Source organism: Butyrivibrio sp. XBB1001 (assembly GCF_000424505.1).
Classification (GTDB): domain Bacteria; phylum Bacillota; class Clostridia; order Lachnospirales; family Lachnospiraceae; genus Butyrivibrio.
In genome coordinates, this window is sequence record NZ_AUKA01000002.1 from 37096 (window position 1) to 59029 (window position 21934).

Here is a 21934-nt window from a genome sequence, read left to right on the forward strand (position 1 = left end):
ACTCGCGCGATAGGCAAATGTTGCATAAATGCAACCGCGCTCGGCGCGAGCATGTTGCAAGCAACATGCTTTCTTAACTAAAAAGGTTTGCAACCAGTTCTATAATAGTTGTGTTATAAAGTGCAAGAATGATTTCGATAATGTAAAAGATAACGTATAACAGCATTCCAGGATTGCAGATAGCTGTAGAGAAACGCTTTCCTTTTTCAATTTCGCCGTCGCGGTGAACGAATACAAACTTTTTCCTCATAACGATCATAAGGATAGCACCCACGATAACTGCAAGAATAATAAACATTCCAGCAAATCCCAGACTAGCAAATGCAGCAGAGTGTTCGCTGATATAATTTAGGTAGCCTTCCATATCGCCACTATTTAGGTATGAAGTTACTGCTGTCATATCAATTATGTCAGATGTAAGAACTCCCATCAGTGTTGAAAAACCATTGATGATCAGATGAAGAGTTATTGTATAACCTATTTTTCCTGTTCTGATGTAGATAAATGCAAAGAACATTCCTAAAAATGTTGCGTAGAAGAACTGTAAAAAGTTAGCATGGTAAAGACCAAACATAATACCTGAGATGAGCATTGCAAGCACTTCGCCATAGCCTACAATTCTGTCTATAAGGACTTTTCTAAATAACAATTCCTCAAAAACAGGTGCAAGTATAGGAACTACAATTATTCTCACAACTGTTGGCATATTGCTTACCACATTGGCAAAATGATTGGTTGCACCCTGGCCTGTGACATTGCCAAGGAGATTGTTAAGTATCATTCCAACAATTGAAGCAATATACATAACTGCAAATGTAATAAAGATGCAAGCTATGAACTTGCCTATGCCAAGTCTTTTTTTCTCAATTTCAAATTTGGGTTCTTTCTTGACGAGCAGAATCATGATTGGATATATGATTGCAAAGCGGAGAACAATTTCTAGCATGAGAGACCACTGAGCACTCATATCTTGTCCGCTTATAGCACCTGCAATCAGGGCACATATTGTCAATACTATACAAAGCGCCCAGTAGCAGACGGTGTAAACCAATCCGATTTTTGAAAATACCTTTTTTGCTTGTGAATAATCCATTCGTTTCCTCCAAAATACCTTTTTCATGCGGTTGCTGCATTATTATATCTATAAAGTTCCTGCTGCGCAACAAATATATCAAATTCCCTAATCGGTATTCTAACTTAAAGTGTGATATAATAACTATATATGGCTCAAAAATTGTCATTTAGTTGTTTGTGTAAGCGTGTCAGAGGGTAAAATGTCAAAGAAAAAAAGCATATCTTTTAGTTTAATTACTTTTGTCATCACACTTATTATCACAACTGCCATTGCGGCTTTTTATCTGATCAGTACGTCTAACTCCCGCAAGGAAAGGGCGTCTTTTATAGCGGACTCCATTGCGGACAGGATAGAAGCTGAAATTAATAATAGAGAATATATAACAAGAGTTTACGAAATCCAGATACAAGGAAGCAATGGAGGAATTTCTGAGAGCGAATTTAATACGATTTCAGAAGCTCTTTTTGATGATTATCTGGATATTGTGGATATTTCACTTGCCAAAGATGGAATAGTAAGTAACGTTTTCCCAAGGGAATCAAGCCTTGATATGGGAACTAACTTTTTTAATGATTCCAGATTTGGAATCTATGCAGATTACAGTAAGATGAGCCAGGTGGCTGTTATCATAGCTCCTGCGACTTTGAATGATGGAAAAGAAAGTATTATCATCACCAGACCAGTCTTTTTAAGAGATGGTTCTTTCTGGGGATTTGCTACAGTTACTGTAGATCAGTCTCTTTTTATGTCAGATGTTAATCTCAAGGGCCTTGCAGAAGAAGGCTACGATTTTAAACTTGTGGGGAATAATACCATAACAGGCGAGAATAGGGTAATTGTAGAGCATTCTGACAAAAAACTGGAAGCTCCTGTAGGCTCCATGATCAGTACCGTGGGCGGCGACTTTTGGACATTGGATATTGCCCCTATAAATTCCTGGATGAAGATTTACGAGGTTGTTATCGTCCTTCTGATTGCCCTTATTATCAGCGTTTTGTCAGCTCTTTTCATGTATGCATATATGAACATGAAGGCCAATGCCAAGGAACTTGAGGTTCTCTCCTACAGAGATGCTCTTACAAACCTCTATAACCCAAGAAGCTACCATGAGCATATGGAGGAACTGTCCAAGAAAAAGCTTCCTTACGGCATTATCTATATGGATCTTAATGATTTCAAGCAGGTCAACGATACCTACGGACATGAGACTGGAGACGGGCTTCTTAATATTACAGCCAAGAGGCTCCAGAACAGCATAAGAGAGAAGGATAGAGCCTTCAGAATAGGCGGAGATGAGTTTGTAGTTGTTATCCACGGAACTCACGACAAGAAATTCTATGAGGGTGTTATCGCTCGTATGAGGCAGAATGTGGCTAGAGATGTGGTAATCGGAGATATCACTTTAAAGGTGTCCATCAGTGCAGGCTATGCGAGATGCCCTGAGGATGGCTCCAAGCTTGAGGATGTTGTTAAAAAGGCAGATGATGCCATGTACTATAACAAGAGGCTGTTAAAGGCAAGACGCGCGCAGGAGAGCGGAACGGGAAGCGTCACAGCCAAAGACATAATGGAATGATCTTGGGGGAATGACAAAAGAGGAGAGCTATGGCTGGAGGATCATACGATACTATCAACAGGATTTTTGACACCTTTGCGGTAACTTCCAGAAGCCGGTATGTGTTCGTTTATGACATGGAAAAGAATATTTCCAGATGGTCATTAAATGCTGTGGATTATTTTGGTCTTACTGGGGAGTATGTTTATAATGCGTCGACAGTGTGGGATAACCGCATCCATCCTGACGACAGGGATAACTACAATGAATATCTGACTGCTGTCTATGCAGGAAAAAAGGTTAATCCTAACATAGAGTACAGAGCCAAGAACAAGAATGGGGAGTATGTGGTGTGCTCCTGCAGAGGAGTTGTGATAAAGGACTACGCCGGGAAGCCGGTGTTCTATGCCTGCTCAATAATCAACAAGGGAATTGTGGATAACAACGACCCAATAACTCTTTTGCCGAACCACTATGAGATGCTTAATCACATGAGGCAGCTTAAGCTTCAGAAAAAGATATATGCCATCCTCATGATCACATTCATAGATTTTGGTGATATCAACAGGCGTTATGGATATTCGATAGGTAATAACATATTAAGAGCAACTGCCAAAAAGCTCATAGCAGAATGTGCTGACAGAGGCAAGGTATACAGGGGTGAAGGAACCACACTGGCTGTTATAACGGACACCATGGACATAGATGAGATAAAAAAATTCTATGGGGTCATGAGAGCCTTTACGAGAGAGGCGCTTGCTATAAATGGCAAGAAGGTGGGAGCTGAGATTGGAGGCGGAGTTATTCTGGCCGCTGACTTTGAGGTAGACGAACATTCAATTTACACAAGTGCCAAGTATGCTCTTGAATTTTCAAAGACTCAAAGGCATGGAAATCTTATCATTTTCCACAATGATGAGCTTGATAACAAAAAGAGCAACATTGATCTTGTGGACGCAGTTAGAAACAGTGTTTTAAACGGCATGGACGGATTTTATCTGGAGTATCAGCCTATTGTTTCTTCTGTTGACGGCAGGCTTGTGGGAATGGAAGTGTTTGTCAGATGGCAAAAAGAGCCATTTGGTGCGGTATCTCCCTCAGAGTTTGTGCCTTGGCTTGAACAGGACCAGGTCTTTTACAATCTGGGAAACTGGATCCTTGAAAATGCCTTAAAAGACTGCCTTGAGATCAGAATGAATAAAAAAGACTTCTATTTGTGCGTTAATCTGGCCTTTATGCAACTTGAAAGGTCTGAGTTTAGAACGACGCTCATTGACATATTAAGGAAGACAGGGTACCCTGCTACAGGACTTTGTCTAGAATTAACTCAGAGTAGCAGACAGCTTAGCATGGAACATTTAAAGAGCCAGGTTGAGTTCCTTAAATCCTGTGGAGTCAGGATAGGACTTGATGTTACAGATTTTGCTTCACTTGATTATGTGCGGCATCTTCCTATAGATCTTGTTAATATTGTACCTGCGCTTACTGATGGTATAGACAAGAATATGACTAATAAATATGTTATTGAGACTATTACCTCATTTACGCACAGGTTGCATATCAGAACCTGCTTTACTGGAATTGAGGATGAGGAAACAGCTCAGATAGCCAGACAATATCCCGTTTCTGACCTTATGGGATATTTCTACGGAAGACCTTGCAGGATTGAAGATTTCAAAAAGCTTGAGCTCTACCGTAAATGATTTTTTGAAATTGGAGAAACAATGAGCAAAACCTTTAAGTACATCCAATATGATGACGCACTTAAGACCTTTAAAGAGTTTAGGGATACTATACTCTCTGAGAGGCCTGTGGTTATTGCGCGCCATGGAGACTATTCTCTTTTGATGGAGAAGGCTGTGGATGGCAATTTGGGACTTAAGATACTTAATGATGAAAAGAAGTCCGTTGTAAGCGAGAGAACCTATGAAGTAGAAAGTATTACTGATGACCTTGTTTCCAGAGGCGTTAGACATGCTTGTCAGAAGATGTCTGAACTTAGTGATGAGGATGTAAACAGTAAGAGATTTCAGATATGGAAATGGTATATCCTTGACTGGCAAAAGAGCCATGAAGACCAGAGCGAGGAGATGATGAACAGGGAAATTGAATGGGATGAGGAGAGAATCAAGACAGAAACCGACCTCATGGACATGGAAAAGTTCCTGCACGGAGATTATCTTAACCTTGGAAATACTCTTATGCTGATTGACAAGTTTCTGACAGATCCGGCTCACAAGGAGCTGTTTAGGAAATTCGCAGTAGCTGACATCATGGAGATGACTAGTGAAGATACTAAGGAGAAATCTCTTGAGGAAGCTGAGAGGAGAAGTCAGGAAGAAGAACTCAAGCTTCACACCTATCAGTTTACTGTAAGCGTTGAGGCCACTGACAAGGACCATGCCAGACAGGCTCTTCTTCGTTATCTTGCTGGTGATGACAGGATCAGCGTGCAGAAGTAATAGAGCCTCTGTTTAGCAATATTTTGTAAAAAAAGCTCATGGATTCAGTGAAATCCATGAGCTTTTATTATCAATATTCAGTTGTAAAACTAGATTTATGCTCTGACCTTAACGAAAGCAACTGCCTTCTTGGTCTCAGTGTGCTCTGTTTTGCGAACGATGTTGTCCGTGTACACCTGGTACTCTGATTCGTAACCCTCGTCCTGCATGCTGCCGGCTCCTAACATGTCAAGAGCCTTGAACTTGCCGTATGATAGGTTCTGCTCCTTTGCCTTGATTACGTCTGACATGATTTCGATGCAGCCCTGGCTCATGCCTCTTTTTGCCTTAGCGGAACTTCTCATTATTCTGTTTCCTCCATCTCATAAGAAATTATTAAATGAAACGACTAATAAAGATTAGTAATGGCCCCTCAACCGTTAATCTTTAGAACAAAATTTCATTTAATGCGTTTATTATATAACAACGATAGAAAAAGTAAACATACTTTGCCTTGATAAATCATTAAAATTTTATGAAAATTTATTTCAGCACAGTAAGTATCAATATTTCGTAAATTGTTGCTCCCAAAAGCGGCATGGAAACTGCTCTATATATAATTTCGTAAATATAGTAAATATTTGCAACATTTCTATTATTTTATTGTATTCTTATTAGATGGTTCCCAAAGCAAAAAGATTGTGCAAAATGCGATGGATACTGTATTTGCGGTTGCATTTATCTTTTTATTTTGGTAATCTGACTTTTGTCGTTTTATTTCTATTATTGGGAGGAAATATGCATGAGCCGATTGAAAAAGTTGAGGCTGTAAGCATTGAGATAATTGAAAATTAAAAAGTGTTTTGATCAAGAGTGCAGTAGCAGTTTATCAATTTAGAATTTCGGAATGGAAGAATTGAAAGAGCATTTTCATAAATATCCATATCAGGGATATATCTATGAGGTGGAAAAGCAGGAAACACAACAGCTATCGGAAGTACATGCAGCTTCTAAGCTTGATAGAGACTATCTTTTGACTGATGTATCAGATGGAAACTATTATCTGGTAAGCTGTTATGGAAGCGGCATAGGTATCTTTGGATTATTATACGATCCAAGGTGCAGTATTGGGTGACATGAGGAGATAGAATAAAAATGGAAAAAACGATACTTCAAGGTAAAGGATTTGCAGTATTGGAAATAGATGGGAAGAAGAAAGTTTCCTGGGCAGAGGGCTTGATTGGAAAATCTGTTTACTATGATATTACGGATGAAAACTTCGAAAAGCTGAAAAAGTCGGAGAAAGATGCTAATGAGGTGTTGTTTTTTTGCAAGAATGGTATATGGCCATTAACTGCAGAAGAGGACGAAGAAGCTGATAAGGATTTTTTGCGGGAGTGTCCAGAATTATTGTTAGAGATACCAGAGAATCAAGAGTTATTTGAGAAGGAAGAACTTGAAGCGTTGTTGAAAATTGCACACGAAAAACTTGGTAATTAAGGGATGAGCAATGAATTTAGTAGACCTGCTAGAGAATTATAAGAAATATGCGAATGGTGACCTGACAAGTGCTTGTAAGTTAGAAGTAGAGGATGAGGAAATAAATGATTTTGATTTTTCAAAATATGATTTGAATAACTCCTATTTTGGTGGCGTTCAGTTTTGCGATTGTAATTTTTCTAATGTTTACTTGAGCGGATCTAATTTTGGAGGGAGCAGTTTGATCAGATGCCAGTTCAATAATAATGAGCTTGTAAAAGCGGAGTGGGATGATGTAACTATTTCAGACACAGTGTATAGCAATTTAAAATCAAAACGATCATCTTTTATGTATGGTAAGTTCAATAATGTTAAATTTTTAAATGGAACCTTTGAAGGATGTATGTTCGATAACTCATCGATGGATAATGTAATATTTGAGAAGTGTAAAATATGCAGTGCTTCTTTTGATGGATGTACATTTTCTAATGTTACTTTTATGGATTGTTTGATTGAGACGCATAAGTTTGATGATATCGAAGGAGTATTTATTAGATGATCTTAGTAAAATGGGAAAACAATTTTAAAATCGTAAGGCAGCTATCAATACGGTCTATAGCTTGGCTTGTAGTAATGTGTGTTTTGATTATAAATCTTAGCGGATGTGCTAATAATGAAAAGAAATCGATATCTATGGATAAGATTCATACAAGTTATGAAGAATGGTTCAATGCTGTTGGATTAGATACTAATGGGGCCTTTCTTGTACAAAGCTATGAAGAAAGTGACAATGCCTTAGATATTGGCATTCGTATGACAGATAATACATTTGATGGATATCAGGATGTACTTTTGTTGATAGAAAGACATAATTCTTTTGTGAAGGATAATCCCGAGTATTTCAGCGATTATGTCCAAATAAAAATTGATGTTGCACGTGGAGGCGCACCGGTACCAGAGGTTTCTTTTTTGACTAATTATGGTACTTTAAGTGATTCTGCTCTGATTGGTGAAAAGAATAATGCTCTTTTTTCTTATGTAGAGTACTATAGTGCATCAAGCGCGGAACTAGCTGAAAGTGGGATTAGTATTGACTTCCCTAATGTAATCATAAGGCAATCTGGTGCGAATGGTTGTAATTCTGAAGAAAGCTATAGTAGCTTAAAACTAAGCTCAGAGTGCACTAATGTGATTGTATTTATTGAAGGCAATGACGATCTAGGGGAAGGCAGTGAATATATTCATAACATAGCTCCAAATGCGAAGGTATTTTTGTCAAGATTTGGCAAGGGTTTGGAACAAAAGAATAATCTATGATTTTAAAACAACAAATAAACAAAGAAACTGTGGTTGGAGAATTAAACTAATCCACAGTATCTTATAGAGCATAGTCGAACCCATAGAAAAGGTAAAGAAAGACTATGACTAATACTAATAAAGGAGAATATTATGAAGAAGAAAATCATTGTTGCTCTTATGGCAATGACAATCGCATTTTCAGCTGTAGCATGTACTTCCGCTAACACTGCAGATGCAACAACACAGGAGGCTTCTGTAGAAGCTACTGTAGAGGCTACAACAGAGGAAACTACAGAGAGCGCAGATGCAGCAAGCTCAGAGGATTCAGTTGAGGCTCAGGCTGATGAGGTAGTAGAGGACGCAGAGGCACTTGAGGCTGACCTTGAAGAAAACGCAATTCCAGCACTTGGTAAGGTGGATGGAACTAACTACACAAACGAGTATTTCGGACTTCAGATCGCTCTTGAGGACGGATATCAGTTCGCAGATGAAGAGATGCTTTCAACAGTTTACGGATATGCTACAGATGTTCTTTCAGAGACAGATAACAAGGCTGTTGCCAAGACACTTGAGAGCGGAGATGCTCAGATCGTTGCTCTTGGTTACAATGCTACTGGCAACACAGTAAATGCAACTGTTCAGCAGAATGTAATGCTTGCTAATGCTTTCTTTGATGAGAAGGCTGTTATGACAATGAGCATGCCATCAGTTATGCAGGCACTTGAGGCTCAGGGAATTGAAAATGTAAAGACAGATATCACAGAGGAAGAAATTGCTGGAGAAACTCATACAGTTCTTAAGATTTCAGGTGAAGTTCAGGGCGTAGGCTACTTCTGCAAGATGGTTAACATCCAGAAGGGCAACTACATGCTTGCTATCGGAACAACAAGCTTCATCGATGACCAGACAGATGCTATGTTCTCAATGATTACACCACTCCAGTAATACTGAGTAAGATAAATACCGCTCCGCCCCGCATATTAAGCGGGAAGCGATATTCATGGAAGTTTTTTTCGTCTGTGCATAGGAGGAATTATTCATGAGGCTCCTGACAGTACATAAGAATTCTGCTTCGGTTCAACATGTCTGAGCGCCAGGGACAGCTTTTTACTCACGCCAGTTCCCGTAGTGCTCGTCACTGACAAATGCAGATTTTCTTAGATGTTTCCGCAGTTTTTCTTTCAATGCGCATGCTGCAGCGTAAACTTGCAGGACGGAAGAGAACATTACAATAGAAAATGCCATAGCCCGCAATGCGGGCGTATACAAGAAATGCGACATCAATCCTCTCAAGCGAGCTTGAAGAAGTTGATGTCGCATTTCTTTATGGCGCGATGCGCCAAATGGCATTTTCTTATTAAAAAAACTTACTCCGTCCTGCTTCAGACAACGCTTCGCACGCGCGGGAAAAACTGCTGTGGAAACATTAGAAAATTGCATTTGCCAGATAAGACTCGCATAGGAAACTGGACGCTTCGCAAGCGCTGTCATGGCGCGAGTTTTGAACCGTAGAATTCTTATGCATCTGTCAGGAACCCATGAATATCCGAACTGGAGCCGACGAAAAAAACTTTCTGAATGAGTGCCCCGCTTAATATGCGGTGCGGAGCGGTGGTTTACAGGTGGAATACGTGCTTGTTGAGGAATTTGCCTACAAGGGTTATTACCGGGCCGAGGAAGAGGGCCATGAGTATCATGCCAATGTTGGGAATTCCACCAAAGATTATTCCGATTATGATCGCAGTAAAATCAAAGGCAATCCTTATAACTGCAAAGGGAACCTTCTTTAATATCCTTTCTGAAATGATCTGCGGGATGGCATCATAGGGGGCTACGCCCATGTTGGCGTTTATGTACAGAGAAACAGCAAAGATGAACATTGCCAGTGCTATTCCAAAGACAATAGCTCTTGAAGGAAATTCTTTGAATATATGTTCAGGAATAGTTTTTCCCCATACCATGCAGAAGAAGTCTGCGATGTATCCGATAAATACCATATTTGCAATGGTTCCAAAACCAATAAGCTTTCTTCCAAAGAGGATCACGAGGATGAAAAGACAGCTGTTTAAAAGAAGCTGCCAGTTTCCAAAGCTTAAGCCAAGAAACCTTGATAAGGTAAGGTTCATAAAGGTGCAGGGGTCAGTTCCGAGGTTCACCTCTATCAGAAATGACAGGAAAAAGCCCATAAGAAAAACGCCGATGTTCATGATGATAAGGCGTTTAACAAAATCTTTTTGTGAAAAATAGTCTTTAAAAAATTTCTTTATGCTGTTCATGTGAGTTCACTTTCTTTTCGGTTCATTTTTTTAAAATCCTTTTATTCCCTCTCTAACAATTAAGGGCATGTATATGCAGATTGTCTTATTCCACAATGTGCAGAGCCCAGTACTGATTCTTGAAATTGATAAGTACTGGCGCGTTTATAAAGGCCTCATCTCCTATGTAGCAGCGGTCAGCTTCCTTGTCGAAGGTGTACTTGCGGCCTTCTGCATCGTGTTCGTTTATGTACTCAAGTGCCTGATCCAGGGTTTCATCCCCTTTGCATAGATGTATATTCATAGTTATCTCCATTTGTTATAAAAACACTTAATTCTTTTATGTGCGCAACTCCGCCTATTTATAGAATTTTCAGATATATCCCAAGGGGAATTGGCTGGATTTATGATAAAATGATATTAAGTATGATTATGCATAAAACCAAATAACATTATACACATTTTTTACATTTTGAGGATGGCATGGAAGAAAAAGATATAGAAAAGTTACTACAGTCCGTCAGGGATGGAAATACAACAATACAGGATGCAGTTTTAGAGCTTAAGAAGGCTCCCTTTGAGGATATGGGCTTTGCAAGACCAGATATCCACAGAGGATTAAGGCAGGGCACATCTGAAGTTATTTTTGGACAGGGTAAGACTCCTGAGCAGATCCTTAAGATTTCCGAAAAGCTCATTGATAATGGGCAAAAGAGTGTTCTGATAACCAGAATGTATCCTGAGGCAGCGGACTTCTTTTTTGCTAATAAAGCAGATGATCTTGAGTTTAGCTATGACAAGCTCTCAAGGATTGGATTAGCCGGGCAGCAGATAGAGCCAGGAACTGGAATTGGCAAGATAGTTGTTGCAACCGGAGGAACCAGTGATATTCCTGTGGCAGAAGAGGCTGCCAAGACTGCAGAAATTTTGGGTAACAAGGTTGTAAGGCTTTATGATGTAGGCGTTTCCGGAATCCACAGACTCCTTGAGAATAAGGCAATGGATGAGATCATGAGTGCCAATGCTATCATTGCCATTGCAGGAATGGAAGGGGCTCTTGCCAGTGTAGTTGGAGGTCTTGCGGACTGCCCTGTTATTGCGGTGCCTACAAGTGTGGGATATGGGGCAGCCTTTGGCGGATTGGCAGCTCTTTTGTCTATGCTTAATTCCTGTGCAAGTGGTGTGAGCGTGGTAAACATCGATAATGGATTTGGAGCAGGATACCTTGCAAACATGATAAACAAGGGATTTAGCCAGCACTTAGTGGATTGAGATCTCAGTACAGACAGACTAACGGGAGGAGAAATTATATATGAAAGAGTTATTGGAGCTTGCGAAGGTTTATCGCATGCCGACTGGGAATATAATCAGATATATTTATATTCCAATGGCGTTTGAGAAGATCAGGAATATGTTCAGATCTTAAATCTTGTGCATAGAACATAAATAGATTTCTTGATCACTTGAATTACTTATTACAGGACATAATTTTGAAGAGGCAGGAAAAGAGTTTTGATAATCGAAATTAAAGATGTTTCCAAGAACTATGGGGAGAAGAAAGTTCTTGAGAACTTTAGCTTGAACATAGAAGATGAGCATTCATATGTTATTACTGGCTCTGAGGGATGCGGGAAGACAACTCTCATGCGCCTTATTTTAAAACTGGATCAGCCAGATAGTGGAAAAGTTGGTCTCCTTGGAGATTACAAGTATCCATTTATAAATGCTGGTGTGGTTTTTCAGGAGGATAGGCTTGTTGAAAGCCTTGACGCCGTAACAAATATAGTCATGGTCAGTAACAAGATTTTTAGACAGACTGTGGCTGAAGAATTACTTAAATTTCTTCCAGAAGACAGATTATTTATTCCGGTCAGAAGGCTTACTCCGATGGAGAGACGCGTGGTAGCTATCATAAGAGCGTTGGCAATACCAAGCGATGTCCTTATTATGGATGAGCCCTTTGCAGGAATAGATCGCAACATGAAACTAAAGCTTATTCCTTATATCAGGGACAAGCAGGGCAAAGGTTCACTAACAATTTTTACCAGGGATACGACAGACCTTGAATTTGCAAGAATAGTATCTTTGGACTGATTCACACCATGAGGGGGTACGAGATGATCAATAATGACGAAAGTATGGTTAGCTTTAAACATAAGATTATGGAAGAAGTTTGCCGTTTGGAATGGGAAGGTATCAATGATCAGGAGCATATAGAGCAGCTGGTTCTTAAGACAATCCCAGGGCCCAAGCCTGAGTACAGATGCTGCATTTACAAGGAAAGAGAGATTGTTAGACAGAGGATTAATCTGGCGATGGCCAAGAATCCTACCTATAATCCGGATTCAACAAATATTGTTCAGGTAATAGACCCAGCCTGCGATGAATGCCCAATCTCTGCTTATTCTGTTACTGATAACTGCAGATTCTGCATGGGTAAGGCTTGCCTTAATTCCTGCGAATTTGGTGCTATTACACCCGGTGATACCCATATGCACATTGATCCTGCCAAGTGCAAGGAATGTGGAAAGTGCGCTGCAGCCTGTCCATATACGGCAATCGTGCATCTCGAGAGACCTTGCAAAAAGGCTTGTCCGGTAGGTGCCATAACCTATGACCAGTACGGTTATTGCAAGATTGATGAAGATAAATGCATACAGTGTGGACATTGCATACACAGCTGCCCATTTGGAGCTATTGGTAGCAAGACCTTCCTGGTAGACATTATCAAAGAGATCAAAGCTGGCAAGGAAGTTATCGCCATGTGTGCACCTGCAACTGAGGGGCAGTTTGGAGAAGACATTTCTATGGCATCCATAAGAGAAGGCCTTAAAAAGCTCGGGTTTGCAGACATGATAGAAGTAGGACTTGGCGGAGATATGACAGCTGCCTACGAGGCTGAGGAATGGGCAGAAGCCTTCAAGGAAGGCAAGAAGATGACAACTTCATGTTGCCCGGCCTTTATAGGAATGCTTAAAAAGCACTTCCCGGAGCAGTATGAGAATAATATGTCTTCAACAATTTCACCTATGTGCGCTATTTCCAGATATCTAAAGGTTACAAGACCTGGCTGCGTTACAGTTTTTGTTGGCCCTTGTATTGCCAAGAAGGCTGAAGCTCAGGATAAGTCTGTTAAGGACAACGCTGATTACGTAGTAACATACGGAGAACTTAGAGCTCTTATGAGATCAAAGGGCGTTCAGTTTGAGCCTGTATCTGAGAATTATCAGGAATCCTCAATCTTTGGAAAACGCTTTGCTGGAAGCGGCGGCGTAGCTAAGGCAGTTATTGAGTGCATGCAGGAGAGGGGAATCGATACTGAGAATATCAAGCTTCTGGCAGCACATGGAGGACCTGAGTGTAAGAAGGCCCTTACACTTCTTAAGTTTGGCAAGCTTCCAGAAGATTTTATAGAAGGAATGGTTTGCCCTGGAGGATGTGTCGGCGGACCTTCCAAACACAGGAGTATCAATGAGATCACCAAAGCCAGAGAACAGCTCTTGTCTAAGGCTGATGATAGAAAGATACTTGAAAATCTTGAGAACTATCCGATGGATAAGTTTTCTATGCATAGAGATGGTCACATGTAACTAAGTGTTGCAAGAATGCATTTTTTCTTGTCTTCTTATGAGGCACAATTAATGAACAATAAGAAAAAGTTTGGACATTTTGCATTTTTAGGAGCCTATGACGAGCCGCGGAGAATAGCTGTAAACACAGCTATCGTATCACTTACGGCAATTGCATCGATATTGTATAACTGGGGGATCACCAGGATCCCCCATGAAGGCAACATTGTTGCCGGTTTTGTTTATGTGTTTAAGTACATTCCTATCATCCTGTCAGGTGCCTTTGGTGGGGCAGTGCCAGGAATGATGGCTGTGCTTATTATCTTTTTTCACAGATCTTTTTCCTATAGCAGTTTCTCATATCTTACATTTATATATCTTGTAGTAGTCATTGTGACTGATGCTCTGGCCAGGAAGAAAGTTTTCCAAAAATGGTATACCACAGTTATGACTGCTGTTATTCTGCAGTTTTTGACGGGAGTATTCTGGAGTACGGTGCTCTGGTTGTTAGCAGGGAAAGGTTTTGGTGCTATAAATCCCAAACTGATAATCTTCTGTTTTCTAAATGAGCTCCCGGGATGCTTTACATCCTGCTTTATAGCGCATTTTTACTATAAATATGCGCCCTCCAGCAACAAGAGACTATTAAATAATGGCAAATATTATATTCCTGAAGATCAGCTGACGGAAGATGAAAAATATGAGCTTAATAGAAAGTCCAAGATTGAGCGCGTAATACTTAGGATAGTAGTGTTTGAAGCTATTGTTCTTGGTGTTTCTGCGGAAATTGCATCCAATACTCTTATTCCAACTATGAAGTATGCTGTAGATTCAGAAATTCAGATTCCGCCTGCGGTGGAGGACCTAAGCCATGTTACAAACGCAGGCATCCTGGAGAGCAAGGTCAGTGTTAAGCTTGCTATAGAAGGCCAGCAGTCTATTGAAATGGAAAAGAAATATTCTGTGGATGTTGGCTTTAGAAACGCGCAGTTTAGTCTAAAGCTTGCCATGCTTATTTCTATTATTGTCATTCCACTGTCGGTATTTGTAAACCGTTATGCTCAACGGCGAATAGCGACGCCAATAAGGGACCTGTCCAAGGCGGTGTCTGGTATTTACACTTCTGATGATGAAGATATCAATGCCAAGGTGGCAGAGGTTCATGCCCTTGAAATAAACACCAATGATGAAATAGAAGATCTGTATCATGCCGTGGATCTGACCTTTTACAGGCTCATGGAATACATAGTCCTTGTTAAGACAAGGCAGAACATAGAGGATCAGCTTGAAATTGAGAAATCTGCTAATGAGGCTAAGTCAAGGTTCCTTTCAAATATTTCTCACGAGATCAGAACCCCTATAAATGCGGTCCTTGGTTTTGATGAGATGATCCTTAGAGAGAGTATGGACGAATCAATCCTTGAATATGCAAGAGATATTCAGGGCTCTGGTAAAACTCTTTTGGCTCTGATAAATGATGTGCTTGATTTCTCCAAGATTGAAGCTGGCAAGATGGAGATCATTCCTGTTGAATATGAGCTTAGGTCGGTGATAAATGATCTTGTAAACATGGCATCTATGAGGGCTAAGGAAAAGAACCTTCAGCTCATCGTTAATGTGAATGACAATATTCCACATGTCCTGTATGGAGATGAGGTCAGGATCAAGCAGTGTATACTTAACATCCTTACCAATGCCGTTAAGTACACTGAAAAGGGAAGCGTTACCCTTGATGTTGACTACGAGAAAGTGCCTCATGATGAGAATAACTACGATGATATTGACCTTGAAGATGATTATATTCTTTTGAAGATCAAGGTAACAGATACCGGCATTGGTATAAAAGAAGAGGATATGGACAAACTTTCAGAGGCCTTTGAGAGAATAGATGAAAAGAGAAACAGGACTATTGAGGGTACTGGCCTTGGGATCAATATTGTTAACAGCCTGCTTGGCATGATGGACAGCAAACTCCATGCTCAGAGCGAATACGGAAAGGGAAGCATTTTCTCTTTTGACCTTAAGCAAAGAGTTGTGGATCCAGAGCCTATCGGCAATTTCAGCGACAGCTACAGAGATGCCATAAGAGATGCGGAGACCTACCATGAGAGTTTCCATGCTCCCAAAGCCAGGATTCTGGTGGTTGATGATACCAAGACTAACCTTACAGTAATCGAGGGCCTTCTTAAGAAGACCAAGATCCAGATAGATACTGCCATCAGCGGTTTTGATGCGATAGAGATGGTAAAAGAAAATAAGTACGATATTATTTTCCTGGATCACAGAATGCCTGAAATGGATGGAATCCAGACTTTCCATGCCATGAAGGAGATGAGTGATAATGCAAGCATAGATACTCCTGTAATAGCTCTTACTGCAAATGCTATTTCAGGCTCCAGAGAAATGTACTATCAGGAAGGCTTTGATAACTACATGTCCAAGCCTGTGGATCCTAGTAAGTTAGAGGAGATGATCCTCATGTATCTGCCACCGGACAAGGTCGTAAAGCCTGGAGATAAGGATTTTGTCTCTGATGCTGACAACATAAATGAGACGGAAAAGGAGGCTATGCAGGAGCTTCTAAAGGTAAGTGGTGTTGACCTTGAAATGGCTATTGAAAGGTGCGGCTCTGCTGATGCTGCCAGAAATGTAATGAAGGATTTTAGAATGGCGATAGCTGAGAGAGCTGGCCTTATTGAACGCTATGAAAAAGAGGGAGACATAAAGAATTACACTATATATGTTCATGGACTTAAGAGCTCAGCCAGGGCAATAGGTGCTGTGGACCTTGGAGACAAGGCAGAATACCTGGAAAAATGTGGCAACGATAACATGGTTGATGAGATCCATGATCTTACGCCGCCGCTTTTGGAGCTGTATAGAAGTTATTTATCTAAACTAGAAATTCTGGCAATTGAAGATGATTCGGGAAAAGAGGAAATTGACCCCGAAGAACTTGAAGGAGCCTATAGTTCAATGAAGGAATTTATCTCCGGATCATTTTTTGACAGCGCAGATGATATTATGAAAATGCTTGATGAATACAGGATCCCTGACCAGTATAAAGAAAAACATGCCGAGATCAAAAGACTTCTTGCGGCTGTTGACAGAGATGGTCTTTTGAATGTACTTTAATAATAGCGCCATTATCAAAGGGGAAAACTATGGATAAGCGAGTATTACTGATAGGTAATCAGAAAAGCTTTATGATCACAGCTATAGCAAAGGGTCTTGAGAAGGAAGACTATGAGGTTGAGTGTGTGCCTCCCAGATCAGATCTTATAAAAGCAATAGAGAACCGTCCGTCTATTTATCTTTTATATCTTGGTGATATAACGATAGACGATGCTGATGTGCTCAAGTATCTCAACGAAGCTATCGATTCAGAGAGATTTCTTTTGTACCTTATTGGTAACAACGAGGAACTGAGCCTTGGAATCACCTATATTGCCAAAGAGAAGATTCAGGAGACTTATCTTAGACCGCTGGATGTTAAGATGCTGGCTGAGCAGCTGGATACTGTTGTTGATTATAGTGCGGTGGATGAGAACCTTAAAAAGAAGATTCTTATCATCGACGATGACGGTGCCATGCTCAGAATGATGAAGACCTGGCTTTCTGTCAAGTACAGAGTATATATGGCTAGTTCTGGCAAGATAGCGCTTTCGTTTCTTGCACAGAACTCGGTTGATCTGATCCTTTTGGACTATGAGATGCCAGTAATGAGTGGCCCTGATGTGTTAAAAGAGATCAGGAATAATCCGAATCTTAAGCATTTACCCGTTATTTTCCTTACAGCCAAGGACGACAAGGAAAGTGTTATGAAGGTAGTTTCTCTTAAACCTGAGAAGTACCTTTTAAAATCCATGTCCAAGGAAAAGCTAACTGGCGCTATAGATGATTTCTTCGTCGCAAGAGCAGGCAGAAATAAGTAGTAATAAGTACAGGGAAGGGAAAAAGTTTATGATATCCAAATTGGTAGACAAGATTGTTGACACTGGGGCACCTATTGTTGTGGGACTTGATCCCAAGCTTTCATTTATTCCTGACAGGATTTTAAATAAGAGCTTTGGTGAAAAAGGGGAAAATCTTGAAGGCGCAGCTGATGCCTTCTGGGAATTTAATAAAGAGATCATCGATAATATTTATGATATCGTTCCTGCTGTTAAGCCACAGATTGCTATGTATGAGGAACTTGGAATTCCAGGCCTTATCACATTTAAGAAGACTGTAGACTATGCCAGAGAAAAGGGACTTTACGTAATTGGAGATATAAAAAGAGGTGACATTGGCTCAACCTCTGAGTCCTATGCGGTAGGACATCTTGGCGGAGTAGAGATTGGGGGCAAGGTATTTAGAGGCTTTGAGGAAGATTTTGCCACAGTAAATCCTTATCTTGGATCGGATGGAGTTAAGCCTTTTATTTCAGTTTGTAACAAAGAGGACAAGGGAATTTTTGTACTTGTTAAGACATCTAATCCATCAAGTGGAGAGTTTCAGGACAGACTAATAGATGGCAGACCACTTTACGAGCATGTTGGTGAGCAGGTTGAGAAATGGGGCCTTGAATCAATGGATGGTTCCTATAGTAATGTTGGTGCTGTTGTTGGTGCGACTTATCCTGAAATGGGCAAGATCTTAAGAGACATCATGCCACATGCATACATCCTGGTTCCTGGCTATGGAGCTCAGGGAGGAAAGGGCAAAGACCTTGTGAACTTCTTTAACAAGGACGGCCTTGGAGCAATCGTTAATTCTTCCCGCGGAATAATTGCAGCATGGAAGAGCGATAACTACAAGCAATTTGCTGACGGTAAGGTTGGTGAGGCTGCAAGGGCAGCAGCGCTTGATATGAAAAAAGATATTGCAGATGCGCTGAAGTAAAGATGCATTATAGCAGATAAATACTGATAAGAATAAACAAGCCGGAATATTCAATTGCGAATATTCCGGCTTTTTTATTGCAGAGCCGCTGATATGAAATATGTCAGCTAAGCTGACCAGCGGCTCGCAGACGAGTAGGAAGACTGACCGTCTTCTACTCGATTACTTACTTGATAATTGTGATGTTTCCGTTTGTTGAGCCATAGGCTTCAGATGTAATCTTGCCACCAAGTGTCTCTTTTACGTAATCCATAACAGCTTCATCAAGAGGAATACCTGTGTCGAACTGAGCACTTGCATTCTTGAATACGTAGTAAGTATCGCCACCAGCTGCGCAGAAGTTGTTAGTTACAACTGCATAGGTTGCAGCCTTGTCGAATGGCTGTCCGTTGATGGAATCAATAGAAACACGGTTTATAGAAGCTGGTTTGTAATAGGTTGAACCAGGATAAGCAGGACCCTGAGCAAAGGACTTTGTTGTGTTGACTGTGAACTTTATTCCTGATACCTGTGGGAAACCGCCGATTGCCTTAGGTGTGCAATAGGTTGAAGCTTCAAGAGCCTCAAGAAGCTCTTCACCAGTTACGTAAACAACAGCTACTGTGTTGCCAAAAGGAAGAACAGTATTAACATCCTTCATGGATACAGCGCCTGCGTCAATTGAAGCTCTGATACCACCGCCGTTTGTGATGCTGATAACGTGGTCTTTGTCTACTGTAAGAGCGCCAGGAGCTCTAAGTACGCTCCAGAGCATAGCGTCTGTGATAAGATCACCAAGGTTTGTTTCCTCAGTTCTGTTTCCAGGATCACGATCACCATTGAGCTTAATATCTGAGTTTGCAAATACAGCACCATAAACGTTGTCAACTTCCTTGAACATCTTGTTTGACTTGGCTGCTGTAGTTACTTCTTCCTGAAGACCTTCAAGATTTATAAGGTATCTGTCTTCTATCTTCTTAGTAGCGTTATCAATAAATACAAGACCGATTGTCTCAACCTTGGTACCAGTTGACTGAACAGGCTCGTTCTTGGGGCCCATAGTCATAACTGTGTGTGAATGGCCATCAAGCATAAGATCGATGCCCTTTGTCTTAGCGTATACATCAATGCTTCTGTGTCCATCTGGTGCAGACTCATCATCTACTCCAAGGTGTGCAAGGCAGATAACGATATCTGCGCCCTGAGCTTTAAGGGTGTCTGCCTGAGCCTGAGCACATTTTGCAAGATCATCCTTTTTAAGGAATGTAAGACCCTGGATAAGACCTGGATTTACCTTTGTAAGAGTCTCAGGAGTTTCCATTCCAAAGAAACCGATCTTGACACCTGACTTGGTTGTGTACATGTAGTTTGGATTGAAAACAGGATTGCCTGATGCGTCAAGAATATCTGCACAGACTACCTTGAACTTGGCTGTAGAGAGATTAGAAACAAGCTTGTAATAGCCATAATCAAACTCATGGTTTCCAAGAGTTACAATATCGTAACCTGCTGCATTCATCATGGTTACAGCATTGAGACCCTTGCTGGTACTAACATAAGGTGTTCCCTGGCTAAAGTCACCTGCGTCTGCAAGGATAACCTCAGCACCTCTCTTCTGGAGATTCTGTTTAACAGATGCGATATAGGCATATTTGCTGATAGCACCATGGATATCATTGGTATGCATGATAACTGTCTTGCCTGTAAGATCTGCAGGCACATCATAAATGGTCTTGATTGTAGCAGAAACGCCTGCGGCCTTAACCATAGAGCCTGGAACGTTCAGCGTAAGAACCATCATCAGTGCCATGAGTAGTGAAACTACTCCCTTCAAAAACTTTTTCCTCTTCATACACTGCCTCCTATAAAATTTTGTTTTTACCTATAAATCATATAGGTTTCCTGCATGTTTAATTATATCTCATAGGGGCAAATAATACATTAGGTTTGTAAGCTTTTTAATAGTTTCATATTCTAAATTGTATATGTTTCTATGAGGTGTTATAATATGCGCATGTTGTAAACAGTGCGTTTTATGACGCGGACAAATAAAAATGAAATATTAGCAATTCATTTAGTTCACTTTACAAAGGAGTCAGGGGTATGGAGAGGTACAAGGAAGAGTTTATCGAGTTTATGGTGGACAGCAATGTCCTTAAGTTTGGAGAATTCACACTTAAGAGTGGTAGAAAGTCTCCATTTTTTATGAACGCAGGAGCTTATGTTACAGGTTCTCAGCTTCGTAAGCTTGGCGAATACTACGCAAGAGCAATTCATGATACATTTGGCCTTGAGTTCGATGTCTTATTTGGACCAGCATATAAGGGAATTCCACTTTCAGTAATAACATGTGCTGCTATCAGCGAACTTTACGGAAGAGAGATCAGATACTGCTCTAACAGAAAAGAAATCAAGGATCACGGCGATAAGGGTATCCTTCTTGGAACAAAGCTTCGCGATGGAGACAGAGTCCTTATCATTGAGGATGTAACTACATCAGGTAAATCTATCGAGGAGACAGTGCCAATCATCCAGGAGCAGGCTGACTGCGATATCGTTGGCCTTATGGTTTCTCTTAACAGACAGGAGAAGGGCCTTGAGTCAGATATGAGCGCCCTCGATGAGATCAAGGAGAAATACGGTTTCAGCGCAGCTTCTATCGTTACAATGAAAGATGTAGTTGAGCACCTCTACAACAGACCTATCGATGGCGAAGTAGTGATCAACAAAGAAATCAAGAAAGCTATCGACGAGTACTACGCAGAGTACGGAGCAAAATAAGATTGGAACTGCATTTATGCAGACACATTTTTATAATAAATGGAAGGAGCAGGCAAAATGGACGAACATACATATAAGGTATTAGGTGCAACAGGCGGCCTTAACATAGCATTTGGAGTAATCTCAATCGTAGCAGGCATCGCAACAGGAGTCCTCCTCATCATAAGTGGTGGCAAACTCCTCTCAGCAAGGAAAAAAGTAATTATCTAAGCGATTTATTTATGTCAAAAAAGAAGTCTAAATTCAAACTTCACATTAAACGTCTTGAACCTGTTAGAGACAGATTCATGTTTACAGATAACAGACACCCGGAGAAGGGCATTCTTAGTGCCGTCTTGGGGTGTATTTCTGTAACTACATATATACTGGCTGTGGTTTTTACATATAACAATGGAGGCCAGGCCCTTATGCAATATGCAGCAGCAGCTTTTGTTGCGGCTATTTTTTCTATCGCAGGCCTGGTGCTTGGCATTATGTCAAGATTTGAGAAGGATATATTCAAGCTGTTTCCTAATATTGGAATCATCTTGAATTCACTGGCCGTTATATTTGTGGTATTTCTGATCGTGCTGAACTTCCTGTGATGTTATTTTCGATAATAACATTACAGCAATGTA

22 protein-coding genes are annotated in these 21934 nt (G+C 40.6%); 17 read left to right on the forward strand and 5 right to left on the reverse strand.

The genetic code is table 11. The features are described from left to right. Window positions 1-73: 73 nt before the first annotated feature. A complete protein-coding gene (locus G631_RS0102985; RefSeq protein WP_026488186.1) occupies window positions 74-1093 on the reverse strand; it encodes a CPBP family intramembrane glutamic endopeptidase in 1020 nt (339 codons plus the stop codon). A 181-nt stretch (window positions 1094-1274) separates the two neighbouring features. On the opposite strand from G631_RS0102985, the gene G631_RS0102990 reads away from it, so the two are divergent. The 3 genes from G631_RS0102990 to G631_RS0103000 are packed head-to-tail and all read left to right on the forward strand — an operon-like array spanning window position 1275 to window position 5092. Beyond that, entirely contained in the window at window positions 1275-2651 is a 1377-nt protein-coding gene (locus G631_RS0102990) for a sensor domain-containing diguanylate cyclase (protein WP_026488187.1), read from the forward strand. 29 nt (window positions 2652-2680) lie between these two features. Continuing rightward, window positions 2681-4333 (forward strand): sensor domain-containing phosphodiesterase, encoded by a 1653-nt coding sequence (locus G631_RS0102995; RefSeq protein ID WP_026488188.1) that lies wholly within the window; start codon window positions 2681-2683, stop codon window positions 4331-4333. A 21-nt stretch (window positions 4334-4354) separates the two neighbouring features. Continuing rightward, window positions 4355-5092, forward strand: a complete 738-nt coding sequence (locus G631_RS0103000) for a hypothetical protein (protein ID WP_026488189.1) — start codon at window positions 4355-4357, stop codon at window positions 5090-5092. 95 nt (window positions 5093-5187) lie between these two features. On the opposite strand, the gene G631_RS0103005 is transcribed toward G631_RS0103000, so the two are convergent. Next, window positions 5188-5436, reverse strand: coding sequence for a hypothetical protein (locus G631_RS0103005; RefSeq protein WP_026488190.1), 249 nt, complete (start codon window positions 5434-5436; stop codon window positions 5188-5190). 542 nt (window positions 5437-5978) lie between these two features. On the opposite strand from G631_RS0103005, the gene G631_RS0103010 reads away from it, so the two are divergent. From G631_RS0103010 to G631_RS0103030, 5 genes are all read left to right on the forward strand, one after another. Continuing rightward, complete coding sequence (locus tag G631_RS0103010; protein WP_026488191.1) at window positions 5979-6206, forward strand: hypothetical protein; 228 nt, start codon at window positions 5979-5981, stop codon at window positions 6204-6206. 20 nt (window positions 6207-6226) lie between these two features. After that, window positions 6227-6571, forward strand: coding sequence for a hypothetical protein (locus tag G631_RS0103015; RefSeq protein WP_026488192.1), 345 nt, complete (start codon window positions 6227-6229; stop codon window positions 6569-6571). Window positions 6572-6581: 10 nt separating this feature from the next. Further along, a complete protein-coding gene (locus G631_RS0103020; RefSeq protein ID WP_026488193.1) occupies window positions 6582-7109 on the forward strand; it encodes a pentapeptide repeat-containing protein in 528 nt (175 codons plus the stop codon). Next, a complete protein-coding gene (locus G631_RS0103025) occupies window positions 7106-7867 on the forward strand; it encodes a hypothetical protein (RefSeq protein WP_026488194.1) in 762 nt (253 codons plus the stop codon). Before G631_RS0103020 ends, G631_RS0103025 begins: the two co-directional genes overlap by 4 nt. A 132-nt stretch (window positions 7868-7999) precedes the next feature. After that, window positions 8000-8794 (forward strand): hypothetical protein, encoded by a 795-nt coding sequence (locus G631_RS0103030; protein ID WP_026488195.1) that lies wholly within the window; start codon window positions 8000-8002, stop codon window positions 8792-8794. 671 nt (window positions 8795-9465) lie between these two features. On the opposite strand, the gene G631_RS0103040 is transcribed toward G631_RS0103030, so the two are convergent. Then, the gene (locus G631_RS0103040) at window positions 9466-10125 is read right to left on the reverse strand and encodes a YczE/YyaS/YitT family protein (protein WP_051196772.1); all 660 of its coding nucleotides are present in this window, start codon (window positions 10123-10125) and stop codon (window positions 9466-9468) included. 85 nt (window positions 10126-10210) lie between these two features. After that, window positions 10211-10408 carry a hypothetical protein gene (locus G631_RS0103045; protein ID WP_026488198.1) on the reverse strand — a complete coding sequence of 66 codons (198 nt, stop codon included), beginning with the start codon at window positions 10406-10408 and terminating at the stop codon, window positions 10211-10213. Window positions 10409-10587: 179 nt separating this feature from the next. On the opposite strand from G631_RS0103045, the gene larB reads away from it, so the two are divergent. The 6 genes from larB to pyrF all read left to right on the forward strand — a co-directional run bounded on the left by larB (window position 10588) and on the right by pyrF (window position 18557). After that, window positions 10588-11376 carry a nickel pincer cofactor biosynthesis protein LarB gene (gene larB, locus G631_RS0103050; protein ID WP_026488199.1) on the forward strand — a complete coding sequence of 263 codons (789 nt, stop codon included), beginning with the start codon at window positions 10588-10590 and terminating at the stop codon, window positions 11374-11376. 240 nt (window positions 11377-11616) lie between these two features. Beyond that, window positions 11617-12198: an ATP-binding cassette domain-containing protein gene (locus tag G631_RS17790; RefSeq protein ID WP_051196775.1), complete on the forward strand. Its 582-nt coding sequence runs from the start codon at window positions 11617-11619 to the stop codon at window positions 12196-12198. Between the two features lie 23 nt (window positions 12199-12221). Then, the gene (locus tag G631_RS0103065; protein WP_026488200.1) at window positions 12222-13694 is read left to right on the forward strand and encodes a 4Fe-4S dicluster domain-containing protein; all 1473 of its coding nucleotides are present in this window, start codon (window positions 12222-12224) and stop codon (window positions 13692-13694) included. 51 nt (window positions 13695-13745) lie between these two features. Then, window positions 13746-16808 (forward strand): response regulator, encoded by a 3063-nt coding sequence (locus tag G631_RS17795; protein ID WP_051196777.1) that lies wholly within the window; start codon window positions 13746-13748, stop codon window positions 16806-16808. Window positions 16809-16837: 29 nt separating this feature from the next. Next, window positions 16838-17608, forward strand: coding sequence for a response regulator (locus G631_RS0103075; protein WP_026488201.1), 771 nt, complete (start codon window positions 16838-16840; stop codon window positions 17606-17608). A gap of 28 nt (window positions 17609-17636) precedes the next feature. Further along, a complete protein-coding gene (gene pyrF, locus G631_RS0103080) occupies window positions 17637-18557 on the forward strand; it encodes an orotidine-5'-phosphate decarboxylase (RefSeq protein WP_026488202.1) in 921 nt (306 codons plus the stop codon). Between the two features lie 166 nt (window positions 18558-18723). On the opposite strand, the gene G631_RS0103085 is transcribed toward pyrF, so the two are convergent. Continuing rightward, entirely contained in the window at window positions 18724-20388 is a 1665-nt protein-coding gene (locus G631_RS0103085; protein WP_026488203.1) for a bifunctional metallophosphatase/5'-nucleotidase, read from the reverse strand. 251 nt (window positions 20389-20639) lie between these two features. Here G631_RS0103085 and pyrE point away from each other — a divergent pair, with 251 nt between their 5' ends. From pyrE to G631_RS0103100, 3 genes are read left to right on the forward strand one after another with little or no spacing between them, the layout of a single operon-like run. Then, window positions 20640-21317 (forward strand): orotate phosphoribosyltransferase, encoded by a 678-nt coding sequence (gene pyrE / locus G631_RS0103090; RefSeq protein WP_026488204.1) that lies wholly within the window; start codon window positions 20640-20642, stop codon window positions 21315-21317. Between the two features lie 57 nt (window positions 21318-21374). Beyond that, window positions 21375-21527: a hypothetical protein gene (locus G631_RS21070; protein WP_026488205.1), complete on the forward strand. Its 153-nt coding sequence runs from the start codon at window positions 21375-21377 to the stop codon at window positions 21525-21527. A gap of 11 nt (window positions 21528-21538) precedes the next feature. Further along, window positions 21539-21901 carry a DUF6142 family protein gene (locus tag G631_RS0103100; RefSeq protein WP_035789276.1) on the forward strand — a complete coding sequence of 121 codons (363 nt, stop codon included), beginning with the start codon at window positions 21539-21541 and terminating at the stop codon, window positions 21899-21901. Window positions 21902-21934 lie beyond the last annotated feature (33 nt).